The following is an 11,705-nucleotide window of genomic DNA, read 5'->3' on the forward strand; positions in this document are numbered from 1 at the left end:
TCGGCGCGTGCACGAGCAGGGCATCCGGAACACGACCACGCCGTTGCGGGTCGACCTGGGCGTGGTGGCCTACCCGACGGCGCAGGTCGAGATGGACCGTTGGGTCGCCGAGCGGCAGCAGGAGTCGGCTCCCGACCGGCTGTTCCTGCTCACCCACCCGCCGGTGATCACGTACAGCGCACGCACCCCGGTCACCGACCTCCCGGATCCGGCGTCGCCGATCCCGCTGGTCGAGGTGGACCGCGGCGGCCACGCGACCTATCACGGACCCGGCCAACTGATCGGCTACCTGGTGGTGAACGTGCGGGCGCTCGGGCCCGGCGATCTGGTGCGGCGGGTGGAGAACGGCCTGCTCGCCGCGCTGGACACACTCGGCTTCCCGGCGATCCGGCGGGAGACCCCGGCGGGCGCGTCGAGCCTGGTGGGCATCTGGACTCCGGACCACCGCAAGCTCGCGTCCATCGGGATGCGGATCCGACGCGGCGTCAGCAGCCACGGCTTCGCGCTCAACATCGACCCCGACCTGAGCGCCTTCACCACGTTCACCGCGTGTGCCCTCCCGGACACCACGATGACGTCCCTGGCCGAACTCGCCGCCGAAACCGGCCGGGCGACACCGACCGAGTCGGCCGTCCGCGACGCGGTGGCCGAGGCGCTGGGCGAGGAACTCACCCGACGGTAGGAACTCGCTCGTCGGCCGCCCATCCGGTCGGGGCGGACGTGCCGCGAGGTCAGCCGGCCGGGACGCCGGTGACGTCCCACAGGTGGTGGATCGGGTCGTGGATGAAGTAGCGCGCGAAGGACTCGACGGTGAAGACCATGCCGTCGCTGCGGTTGCCGGTACGGGCCCACTGCTCCTCGGTCACCGCCGCGAACGCGTCGGCCAGCGTGGCACCGGCCGCCACCAGGTCGACCGCGACCGCAGCCGGGTCCTGCTCGGCATAGCGGGACTCGACCGCCGTCGTGTCCTGGTCCCAGTTGGCGAAGTCCGGGGCGTCCCGGGTCAACATCAGCCGCAGGCGCTCGTCGAAGAGCACGAACACGTCGCGGACATGGCACGCGTACTCGGTCGGCGACCACGTGTCCGGATTCGGCCGGATGCGCAGTTCCTTGCCACCGGAGACGAGCAACTCGTGCCACGCGGCGGCGTTGGCGCGGGTCAGGGCGGGGACCCGGGTACGCGGGACGGCCGGGGTGTCCAGGCCGCAGTCGGGACAGGCCGACTCGAGGACCCACGTCCAGCTCTTGGTCTCGGGAGTGATCATGTGCCGAGAATGGCCCAACCGACCCCGCTCGAACAAGGCGGCGGCAATGGGGCCCACGCCGCGCACCCGGGCGGGATCGGGGCGTCCGCCCGGGACCGATGCGTGCCGAATGGGCACAACCCCCCCTCGGCCGGCCCCCGGCACGCCCTACGATCGGGGCATGTTCGTGATCACGTTGACCTACACCGCCCCCATCGAGGACGTCGATGCGCTCATGCCCGAACACCTGGAGTGGCTCGACCGCCACTATGCGGCCGGCGCGTTGGTGGCCTCCGGTCGTCGGGTGCCGCGGACCGGCGGAGTGATCCTGGCGCGCGCCGCGGATCGGGACGCGCTCGACGCGCTGTTGGCGGAGGATCCGTTCCGACGCGAGGGCGTGGCGACGTACGACGTTGTCGAATTCGCGCCCACCAGGACCGCTCCCGGACTCGAAGGGCTGCTCCCGGTGGTCTGAAGTGCCGTCAATAGCCGTTCATTTCCAGCACATTTGATGGCGATTACTCACCAATTCAGACAACAAACGAGTACAGGCTTCCGCATTCACGCCTTCGGGTGATTTCGTGTTGAGGACACACCCGGTTCGAGCGATGGGGCCCTCCACTTGCCGGGGCGCGCATTCCGCGCCGAGTCCCCCCGACCGCAGTACCCATTGCCCGCTCGGCGCCATACCCGTACACCGGATAGCACGGCACAGCTTGCGACAGGACGTGTGGGGGAGGCGCTGACCGATGCGCGTGCGAGACACCCGGTTGCCGGGGTGGCCTGCGGAATTGTTCGTCCCCGAACTGCCGGTGGCCACGGCTCGGTTGCGTCGACGCGTCGCCGATTCGGTCCGCCCCGACGGCGCGGTGCGCGGTCCGTGTCGAAGCCGGGTGCTCGAATCGGCACTGTTGTTGCGCCTTCTGGAGCGCACCGGCATAGAGGCCGATCACCATCGTCGGGTGGCCGGATTCCTCACCGATCGCCTGGACAGTGCCGAACCCCTCGATCGATTGCTGGCAACGATTGCTTCAGGCCATGTCGGCGAGCCCTCCGAGCAGGATGCGGGCGATGTGCTCGACCGCTTTTTGCAACGCGCGCCGGCGTTTCTCAACGTGCGCAAGCGGGTCATGCTGGAGACCGTCCTGGCCCTGCTGGGCCCACCGCGCCGGGCCGCCCGACGGCCCTTCGACGCGGGGGCGTTCGACACCGGCAACCTGCACCCGTGGGCGCACGTGCAGACCGTCGCGCTCAAGGTCGCGCTGGCCGACCTCACCGGCCACGCGGACGAGATCACCCCGGCCGAACTGCGCCTGCTCCTGGACACCCAGCAGGGTTCGGGGGTCTGGGAAGGCAACCTCCTGGTGCACCTGCTGGTGCTGCACGCCCTCGCCGACCGCCCGCACCTGGACGCGCTGCTCGTCAACGGCGTGGCCAAGGCGCTGGCCCACCAACGCATGGACGGCGGAGTGCCGTTCGTGACCGACACGGACACGTGGTGTGCGGTCACCGCGGGCATCGCGCTGGACGCCTCCGGTGCCCCGTACGAGGTCCGCCGGCGGATCGGCGACCACCTCGCGGCGGGCCAACGACCGGACGGCGGCTGGTCGTACACCGACGCGGCGGTACTCGCCGACGTGGACGACACCTCGGTGGCGATCGAGTTCCTGCACACGACGGACCCGGTGCGCTACCGGCGCACCATCGACCTCGGCCTCCGCGCCCTGTGGTCCTACCAGGGCCCGGACGGCGGATTCCCCACGTACATCACCGGCGCGCCCTCGGAGGCGTGCATGACCGCCGCCGCCGTCAACGCGCTGAGCGTACGCTCGTCGCGACACGTGCAACGGATCACCGCCGGACGCCGGTTCCTGGCCGCCGCGCAGCGCCCCGACGGCACGTTCGAGCCGGACTGGAGCCGCAGCCGCTTCCACGCGATCTTCCGCGGTTTGCTGGCCATCGACGCGTGCGGCCCGGACGCCTACCGGGCCACCGTCAAGCGGGCCCTCGGCGCCATCCGCGAGGGGCAGAACCCGGACGGCGGCTGGGGCCAACAACCCGGCGACCCCAGCGACGCGATCAGCACCGCGTACGCCCTGATCGCGCTGTGTCGGCAAAGCGACCCGCGCCCGGTGGCGCGCGGCGTCGAGCACCTGCTGGGCGCGCAACGCGGCGACGGCGGGATCGAGTCGGTGCCGGACATGCTCGGCACCAGACCGTTCCTGTACGTGATCCCGTGCCTGGCCGACCACTTCACCCTGCTGGCCCTGGGTCACCTCGGCAATCGACTGGCCCTGCGATCGCACCGCCGTCCGGGCAGCCCGTGCGGCCCGGGCCGGTCGGCAGCACACCCCACGACTCTGCGCGCCCCCGCACCCGGCACCGCCGGATCGCGCGGCGGGGGCAGGAACACTCCGACGCAGACCGGCGAAAGGAGCCCGGCGTGAGCACACCCACCGTCGTCGACCTCCCGATCAGCTTCCATCTGCCGAAGCTCGCGAACCTCCTGCCGATGACGTTCCATCCGGAAACCGACCGGCTGATGCGCGAATCCCGCTGGTGGGCACACCGCCATCTGGGCTTCGCGTATGCCGGCGACGCGGCTCGGATCGACAAGAACGTGGACGGCACGCTGCTGGTGGCGCTGTCCGTGCCACACGCCGACTACGAACTCGCCCTGACCACCGCCAAGGTGATGAACTACCTGATCGGCATCGAGAACAGCCTGGTCGACAAGGCCGGGCTGGGCGGCAGTTCGTTCGCCACCCGCAACGTCTTCGGCCGCTTCATGTCCGACCTGCTCGGCTGGGGGGACGGCTCGACCCCTCTGCGGGAGGACTTCTCCTGGCTGCGCGAGCGCATGCCGCCCGCCCGCTGGATCCGCTTCGTCTCCTACATGGAGGACTTCGCGCACGGCTTCACCACCGAGTTGGAGAGCTGGCGCGACGCCGGCATATCCGACTACGACACCTACATGGACGACCGTCGGCACAGCCTGGGCGTGCGCTGGTTGTTCGGTTTCGCCGAGGAGGGCGTCCCGGGGGTCGCACTGTCCCAGGAGGCGTTTCGCACCGCCGAGATGGTGGCCCTGCACGACACCGCGATAGACGGATACACGCTGATCAACGACCTGGTCTCGTATCGCAAGGAACTGGTCATGGACGACCGGGTGAACCTGGTCTACTACCTCGGCGAGGCCGAGGGGCTCGACCTCGAAGGCGCGATGAACAAGATCTGCGGGCTGATCGACGCCACCGAACGCAAGTTCCTCGACCTGTGCGATCGCATCATGGCCGGGCCGCACGGCGGCGAACCGGGGATGCGGGCCTACCTCGACGAGGTGGGCCACGTGATGACCTCCAACCTGTGGTGGGCCACCGTCAGCAAGCGCTACGAACCCGCCGGACTGGGCTGGGACGGCTCGACCGCCGGCACCATGACCTTCCACCGGGACCGCGCCGTGTTCGTCCCGGATCCCCAGCCGGGCGGCTGAGCGGTATCCGGCCCGAACCCCGCCCGACGTCCGCCGCCTCACCCTTCGATCCGGCCGCCGACACGCACCGGGCCCTGTCTGTCCGCCGGACCGGGCCCGGTGCGCGTCGGCGGATTTTGCCCGAACCTGACGCAACGTCAAGGGGTCTTCGGGGCCGCTTTAATCATTCGCTCATGTAGCACGTCCATGCTGCCTACATGGACTTTCCGCGTTGTGGCACCCCGCGTCCTGCGGTTCGATCCGGCTCGCACCCCGCTCGGAGGGCGCGACCGCCCGTCGCACCCGGGCGAAATCGGCGGGCCCGCGGCGAGGTGATCGCCGCTTTCGGGGCAGGCGCCCGGTGATGGCCATCTCCTTCGGCACCCACGACAAGCGGGCCCGGGACCTCCGCCCGACGATCGCACCGGCTCCGGCTCCGGCACCGGCGCCGACCGACGCGCGCGGCACCGGTCGCCGGCCGCATCTGCACCGGGTCGACCTGATGCGCGACATCGCCTTCGTGTGCGTGATCGTGGTGCACGTCATCGGCGTCACCTACCCGTTCCCGGGCGAGGGCCCGGCCTTCACCCAGCTCGTCCTGCACTCGACGCGCGCGGTGTTCTTCTTCGTCAGCACGTTCGTGCTCTTCCACAGCGCCTACGGCCGCCCGCTGCGGGTCGGGGCCTTTCTCGGCAAGCGGTTCAAGCTCCTGGGCGTGCCGTATCTGCTGTGGTCCACCGCCTATTGGGTGCTGGGCGACCACGTGCGGATCCGACAGGACCTGCCCGGCGCACTGGGCGATCTGCGCGGCGGCATCGTCTGGGGCGGATCCTGGTACCACCTGTACTTCCTGCTCGTGTCGCTCCAGATCGCCGTACTGCTCCCGCTCCTGGTCAAGCTCGTCCGGGCCTGCGCCGGTCGCCACGTGTTGCTCCTCGCGATCGCCGGACTCGGGCAACTCGCGGCGCTGGTGGTGCTGTTCCATCCCACGCCGCTGAGCGGGCCGCTGGAGTGGTATCGCGTCCACGGCGGCATGCTGCTGCCCACCTACGGCTTCTTCGTGCTGGCCGGCGCGCTCGCCGCGGTGCACCTGGACGCCTTCCACGCCTGGGTCCTGGGGCACACCAGGACCATTGCGGTCGGCACGCTCGCGACGCTCGCGCTGACCTACGCGTGGTACCGGCACACCGTGGCCGCGGGCCGGGACACCGCGACCGCCTCGATCGCCACCCAGCCGGTGAGCCTGCTGTGGGGGCCGGTCGCGGTGCTCGCGCTGTACGCCGTCGCCGGCCGCTGGGAACGAGCCCGGACGCCGATCCCGAGTCGGCCCGCCGCCGCGCGCGGCGCGCAACTGGCCTTCGGGGTCTACCTGGTGCACCCGATGATCCTGCGACTGCTCGAACTGAACGGATTCGCCGCCGCGTTGCCCTGGTCGCCCGCCGTCGACACCGCCGTCCTGGCGGCCGTGGTCACCGTCGCGGCCGCCGGCTTCGCCTGGCTGGTCGCGCGGACCCCGCTGAGCCCGTGGCTGATCGGCCGCGAACGGGCGCCGGGCCGGCGGTCGGCCCGGTTCGCCCGATCCACCCGGGGGTCCGGGCCCGCGCCGGCGGCTCAGCAGACGGGCAGCAGGTCCTTCGCCGAGCCGGTGGTCTCCAACCACGCCTCGGGCGCGTAGCCGGTGCCCTGGCCGGTGGTCACGAGCACCCACTGATCGCTCTTGCCACCACGCCAGCCGTAGATGTTGGTGCCCTTGGCCCGGCAGGTCGCGGTCAGTTTGGTGCCCGCGCTCACCTCGGCGACGGTCTTGCCCTTGCCCGGCTTCTCCCGTATCTCCAGGCCGATCGACTGGCGCGCGATGACCGCCATCTTGGCCGTCGAGGTGGGCGTGGGCACCGAGGAGCCACTCGTGCGCGCGGACGGATTCGCCGATCCGGACGCGTTGGGCAGCGCGGTCGCGGCGGCCGACTTCTTGCCGTTGTCGCTCCCGCCGGAGGACAACAACCACCAGGCCAGGAGCACGATCGCCCCGATGATCACCGCCCCGATCACCAGACCGTTCCCGGCCTTCGGTGGGCGCGGACCACCCGCGCTCGCCGCCCTGCGGGCGAGCGTCATTCGACGCCAATCGAATCGGGACGATCCCGCAGACGGCATGGTGACTCCTTCACACGGACGTGCGGTGGTACGGGGGAGGAACTCGGTGCGCGCTACTCGGTACTCGATTCTTCCGTGTACCGACCCGCCACGGTAAAACGATCCGGAATCGCCGCGCCGTATGATTCCCGGCCACATGTCGGACCGGACCCCTATGGTCGGCGCATGAGCACTGCGTTGCCACGGATCAGCGACGACGAACGACGAGCGCGTTTGGGCATTCGGCATCGCCTGGCGCCCGGCGCGCGAGCCGCGAACGCGGAGGACGCGGCCCGGGCCGTGCTCCTGCTGCACGCCACCGACCCCGCCACGGTCTACCTGTCCCTGTGCGCGCGCCTGGCCGAGGCGTCGTCGACCGAGGTCGAACGGGCGCTCTACGACGACAAGTCGCTGGTCCGGATGCCCGGCATGCGGCGCACCGTCTACGTGGTCCCGCGCGAGATCGTGCACGTGGTCCAGCGCTCCAGCACCGACGCGGTCGCGATCACGCAGCGCCGGGTGATGCTCCAGTTCCTGGCGTCGGGTGGCTACGACCAGGCGTGGCTGGACGAGGTCGAGGAGGCCACCGTGGCCGCGCTGACCGGGCTGGGCGAGGCGACGGCGATGCAACTGGGCGAGGTGGTACCGAAGTTGCGCACCCAGATCCGGGTGGCGATCGGCAAGCCGTACGAGGCGAACCAGGGCGTGTCCACGCGGCTGTTGTTCACCCTCTCCTGCGAGGGCAGGATCGTCCGGGCCCGGCCGCAGGGGTCGTGGTTGTCCAGCCGATTCCGCTACGCCATCGCACCGTCGTTGCCGGAGATCGGGAAGACCGAGGCCAAGGCCGAACTGGTGCGCGGCTGGCTGGCCGCGTTCGGCCCCGGGACGGTGGACGACCTCAAGTGGTGGACCGGCTGGACGATGACCGACACCCGACACGCGCTCGCGGCGGTGCGCGCGGTGGAGGTCGCACTGGACGACGGAAGCGTCGGCTACGTACGGCCCGGCGACGAGGAGCCGGGGCCGACACCGGAGCCGTGGGCGGCGTTGTTGCCGGCGCTGGACGCCACGCCGATGGGTTGGAAGGCACGGGACTGGTACATCACGCCCGAGCTGCGCGAGCGCCTGTTCGACCGGATGGGCAACATCGGCCCGACCGTGTGGTGGAACGGCCGGGTCGTGGGCGGATGGGCCACCCGGGCGGACGGAGAGCTGGTCTGGCAGGCACTGGTCGCCGACCTCCCGCCGGAGGCGACCAAGGCGATCGAGGCCGAAGTCGCCCGCCACGCCGCATGGTTGGCCGGCACCTGCGTGACACCCCGCTTCCGCGTCCCGCTGGACCGCGAACTGACCGCGTAGGCGCGCCGCCGGGCCGGGTTCAGGCCCGGCCGGCCGTCGCCGCCGGCTCGATGCCGGGGCGTACCGGACGCGGCGCGGTCGTGTAGACGATCAGCAGCAGATCGGGGTCGCCGGGGAAGGACAGGCTCTCGTAGGCGGTGTCCAGCACGCTGCCGTCGGCGGGCCGCAGGCGCTTGCTGCCATGCGTCTTCTCGGCCACCTGGTGGGCGTCCCACAACGGCCGGAAGCGCGGGTTGCCGGCCGTCAACTCCTCGACGAGGGCGGCCATTCGCGCATCCGCGGCGTGCCGCGCGGCGTCCAGACGCAGGAACGCGACCGTATCGGCGGCGACCCGCTCCCAATCCGGATAGAAGCGCCCCGCGTCCGGCGACAGGAAGGTGTGCCGCGCCATGTTGCGCTCGTGCGGCGCCATCGCGCTCAACCCCATCACCGCGTCGGCCGCCGCGTTCCAGGCCGCCACGTCCATGCACGGCCCGAGCACGAACGCGGGCGCGTCGATGCGATCGAGGAGCACCTGTACGCCCGGCCGCACCGTCGACGGCGCGACCCGCCGCACACCCGCCCGGGTCGGCCGGGCCAGATCCCACATGTGCTCGGACTCGGTCGGATCCAACCGCAACGCGCGTCCGATCGCGTCCAGCACGGCATCCGAGACGTGCTGCCCCCGGCCCTGCTCCAGCCGCACGTAGTAGTCCACGCTCACGCCCGCGAGCTGCGCGACCTCCTCGCGCCGCAACCCGGCCACCCGGCGCTTGCGCCCGAACACCGGCAGCCCGACCTCCTCGGGCGCGACCCGGGCCCGACACGCACGCAGGAAGTCACCAAGCTGCTCGAACGACGCGTTGCTCATGCCCCAAGACCTTAGGGCGTGCGCTCGATCCCGCGCCGAGCAGCACCGCGTCCGGCGGCGCGCGTGGTCGCCCCGGCCCCGAAGGTGGTACGAGCAGACCCAGGAAAACGCGGGGTCTGGGTGCGTCTCGCGGGCACCGGCAAGGTGGGGTGAGTCGGCGGGGAACACGCCCCGCCCCGCTTCCACTGGAGCCCTCCCATGAGCCACACCACGCTTGCCGGTCGGATCGCCGTCGTCACCGGAGCCGCCAGCGGCATGGGCGCCGAGACCGCCCGGCTGCTCGCCGCCCAGGGCGCGCACGTCGCGCTGCTCGCCCGCCGCGAGGATCGGCTGAAGGACCTGGCCGCCGAGATCGACGCCGCCGGCGGCACCGCCCTCGCCGTCGTGGTCGACGTCACCGACCAGGAGTCGGTGGACGCCGGCGCGGCCCGGATCCGCGCCGAACTGGGCCGGGTCGACCTGGTCGTCAACTCGGCCGGGGTGATGCTGCCCAACCCGGTGGACGACGGCCGGATCGACGAGTGGACCCGGATGATCGACACCAACGTCACCGGCGCGCTGCGGATCATCCGCGCGTTCACCGCCGACCTGGTGGCCGCCGCGGCCGACGGGCGGCCCGCCGACCTGGTCGACATCTCCTCGATCGGCGCCCACGTGACCTTCCCGAACTACGCGGTGTACGGCGCGACCAAGGCCGCGCTCAGCCACCTGTCCGCGTCCCTGCGCAGCGAACTGGGCCCGCGCGACGTCCGGGTCACCAACATCGAGCCGGGCCTGACCGACACCGAGCTCGGCTCGCACATCGACAACGCCGAATTGGGTGAATCGGGCCAACTCGGCGCCATGTTCGACACGATCGGCAGCCTGTCCGCAACCGACGTCGCCGACCTGGTGGCCTACGTGGCGACCCGACCGCGCCACGTCAACCTGCGCCAGATCGTCATCCTCCCGACCCGCCAGGCGTGAGGCGCCCGAGCGCGGGCCCGGCGGATCATCCGGTCAGGTCGAGCCTGCGGGCCTCCCGGGACACGGTGAAGCCCTCCCTTTCGCACAGGTCGAGGATTTCGGCCACGCGGCGGGAGGCCCGGAAGTAGGTGCCACGACCGGGCCCGAAGTAGTACGTGAGCCCGGTGGCCGTGCGCACGCCCACCAGGGGCAGCCGCAGCGTCCCGACGCTCGCGAAGACCACTTCGATGTCCGTCGGTGAACTCACCGCCAACGGCTCGCCGTTGAACGCGGTCGTCACCCACGCCGGGCGGCTTCGCAGACCGATCAGACCGGTCTCGATCCGTAGCCTGGCCAACGGCCATTTCACGCGCACGTAGCCGGTCCGGTACTTCCCGGCCATCTCCGGCACCAGCGCCCAGCCCTTGATTTCCATCGTCCGATGATGTGACTCGTCGGTGCGGAGAGGAAGACCCGGTCGAGCCCCGACCGGGATCGCCGCGGGGGTGGTCGTGCCCGCTGATGTTGCGCCGGGCGGGGGGTGTTGACTATGACTTGTCAGGCCCGCCCGCCACCCGCACGAGGAGCCTCCCGTGGCGCTGTTTCGTCGCCAGTCCCGCAGCCCGCAGAACACCGCCTGGGGGCAGGACGTGCGCGGCGTGCTGATGAGCGCGCCACCGGATCGCATCCGCCAGGACCTGCGGCTGATCATCAGCCGACCCGGCCCGCACCTGGGGATGCAGGGCATGGTGTGGCCGCTGGGCGAGCGCGGCGAGATCGTCGCCGTGGCGTGTGTCAAGGGCCCGGACGGCGCCGCCGTCACGGTCGAGACGCCGATGGTGCAGCAGTGGGGCATGGCGGTCGAGGACGTCTGGCTCCAGGCCGCGACGAACCTGCGGATGGAGGGCTACGGCGGCACGCCGATGGAGATTTCCACCGGCAGCACGCTGCATTCGCTGCTCGGCCAGGGCTGGCCCGGCTCCGCCCAGTTGTTCCGGCTCGGCGAGGCGATCGGGGACCCGCTGCGCGCGGGTGCGCTGGTCTCGCTGCCGGTGGACAACTGCCTGCTCGCGCTGCCGCTGACCTCGCAGCGCACCGTGGGGATGGCCGGCTTCGTACTGAAGACCGCACAGGGATTGACCCGGGATCAGCAGCCGTTGTCCACCGGGATGTTCTGGTGGCACGAGGGCATCCTGGAGGAGCTGGAGGTCAACTGGCAGGGGCCGGAGCACGCCACGCTGACCGGATCCGCGCGATTCGGACAGGTGGTCCGCGCGCTGCCGCCCCAGTGAGCGATCACCCGTCCGGGTCCGCCTCACCCATCCCGAGCCCAGGAGCCACCATGGCCGCCGTGTTCTCCGAACTCGTCGTCGACGCGAACGACGTGCCCGCCCTCGCCGAATTCTGGCGCCGAGTGCTCGACTGGGACCTCACCGTGCAAGGCGAGGACATCGAACTGAACGCGCCCGACGGATCGTTGCCCACGATCCTGTTCCAGCCGGTCCCCGAGGGCAAGACGGTCAAGAACCGGCTGCACATCGACGTCAGCCCGGCGATCGGCTCGGACCAGGAGAGCGAACTGGCCCGGCTGCTCGCACTCGGTGCCAAGCCCGCCGACATCGGCCAGGGCGACAACAGCTGGCAGGTGCTGACCGACCCCGAGGGCAACGAGTTCTGCCTGTTGCGCACCCCCGTGTAGCCC

General features: G+C 71.2%; 13 protein-coding genes. 9 read left to right on the forward strand and 4 right to left on the reverse strand.

Annotation, left to right across the window (positions count from 1 at the left end):
- Positions 1-7 precede the first annotated feature (7 nt).
- Positions 8-682: a lipoyl(octanoyl) transferase LipB gene (gene lipB / locus ACH4U8_RS22740; RefSeq protein WP_360311619.1), complete on the forward strand. Its 675-nt coding sequence runs from the start codon at positions 8-10 to the stop codon at positions 680-682.
- 49 nt (positions 683-731) lie between these two features.
- On the opposite strand, the gene ACH4U8_RS22745 is transcribed toward lipB, so the two are convergent.
- Positions 732-1,265, reverse strand: coding sequence for a DinB family protein (locus tag ACH4U8_RS22745; RefSeq protein ID WP_395779735.1), 534 nt, complete (start codon positions 1,263-1,265; stop codon positions 732-734).
- A gap of 160 nt (positions 1,266-1,425) precedes the next feature.
- On the opposite strand from ACH4U8_RS22745, the gene ACH4U8_RS22750 reads away from it, so the two are divergent.
- The 4 genes from ACH4U8_RS22750 to ACH4U8_RS22765 all read left to right on the forward strand — a co-directional run bounded on the left by ACH4U8_RS22750 (position 1,426) and on the right by ACH4U8_RS22765 (position 6,391).
- Positions 1,426-1,719: a YciI family protein gene (locus tag ACH4U8_RS22750; protein ID WP_395779737.1), complete on the forward strand. Its 294-nt coding sequence runs from the start codon at positions 1,426-1,428 to the stop codon at positions 1,717-1,719.
- Between the two features lie 274 nt (positions 1,720-1,993).
- Entirely contained in the window at positions 1,994-3,691 is a 1,698-nt protein-coding gene (locus tag ACH4U8_RS22755) for a prenyltransferase/squalene oxidase repeat-containing protein (RefSeq protein WP_360311625.1), read from the forward strand.
- Entirely contained in the window at positions 3,688-4,737 is a 1,050-nt protein-coding gene (locus tag ACH4U8_RS22760) for a hypothetical protein (protein WP_360311627.1), read from the forward strand. Before ACH4U8_RS22755 ends, ACH4U8_RS22760 begins: the two co-directional genes overlap by 4 nt.
- Positions 4,738-5,080: 343 nt before the next feature.
- Positions 5,081-6,391: an acyltransferase gene (locus ACH4U8_RS22765; protein ID WP_395779739.1), complete on the forward strand. Its 1,311-nt coding sequence runs from the start codon at positions 5,081-5,083 to the stop codon at positions 6,389-6,391.
- On the opposite strand, the gene ACH4U8_RS22770 is transcribed toward ACH4U8_RS22765, so the two are convergent.
- Positions 6,328-6,870 (reverse strand): hypothetical protein, encoded by a 543-nt coding sequence (locus ACH4U8_RS22770; protein ID WP_360311631.1) that lies wholly within the window; start codon positions 6,868-6,870, stop codon positions 6,328-6,330. The genes ACH4U8_RS22765 and ACH4U8_RS22770 overlap by 64 nt on opposite strands.
- Positions 6,871-7,035: 165 nt before the next feature.
- Between ACH4U8_RS22770 and ACH4U8_RS22775 the strand changes: the two genes are divergently transcribed.
- On the forward strand, positions 7,036-8,208 hold the full coding sequence (locus ACH4U8_RS22775) for a winged helix DNA-binding domain-containing protein (protein WP_395779741.1): 1,173 nt from the start codon (positions 7,036-7,038) through the stop codon (positions 8,206-8,208).
- A 19-nt stretch (positions 8,209-8,227) separates the two neighbouring features.
- Here ACH4U8_RS22775 and ACH4U8_RS22780 read toward each other — a convergent pair whose 3' ends face one another.
- Positions 8,228-9,058 (reverse strand): helix-turn-helix transcriptional regulator, encoded by an 831-nt coding sequence (locus tag ACH4U8_RS22780; RefSeq protein WP_395779743.1) that lies wholly within the window; start codon positions 9,056-9,058, stop codon positions 8,228-8,230.
- Between the two features lie 198 nt (positions 9,059-9,256).
- Between ACH4U8_RS22780 and ACH4U8_RS22785 the strand changes: the two genes are divergently transcribed.
- Entirely contained in the window at positions 9,257-10,024 is a 768-nt protein-coding gene (locus ACH4U8_RS22785; RefSeq protein ID WP_360311637.1) for an SDR family oxidoreductase, read from the forward strand.
- A gap of 25 nt (positions 10,025-10,049) precedes the next feature.
- Here ACH4U8_RS22785 and ACH4U8_RS22790 read toward each other — a convergent pair whose 3' ends face one another.
- The gene (locus ACH4U8_RS22790) at positions 10,050-10,439 is read right to left on the reverse strand and encodes a hypothetical protein (protein ID WP_395779745.1); all 390 of its coding nucleotides are present in this window, start codon (positions 10,437-10,439) and stop codon (positions 10,050-10,052) included.
- Positions 10,440-10,596: 157 nt separating this feature from the next.
- On the opposite strand from ACH4U8_RS22790, the gene ACH4U8_RS22795 reads away from it, so the two are divergent.
- Together ACH4U8_RS22795 and ACH4U8_RS22800 are read left to right on the forward strand one after the other, a co-directional pair.
- Positions 10,597-11,295 (forward strand): hypothetical protein, encoded by a 699-nt coding sequence (locus ACH4U8_RS22795; protein ID WP_360311641.1) that lies wholly within the window; start codon positions 10,597-10,599, stop codon positions 11,293-11,295.
- 50 nt (positions 11,296-11,345) lie between these two features.
- Positions 11,346-11,702 carry a VOC family protein gene (locus ACH4U8_RS22800; protein WP_395779747.1) on the forward strand — a complete coding sequence of 119 codons (357 nt, stop codon included), beginning with the start codon at positions 11,346-11,348 and terminating at the stop codon, positions 11,700-11,702.
- Positions 11,703-11,705 lie beyond the last annotated feature (3 nt).

It is taken from the genome of Embleya sp. NPDC020886 (assembly GCF_044333915.1).
GTDB lineage: Bacteria > Actinomycetota > Actinomycetes > Streptomycetales > Streptomycetaceae > Embleya.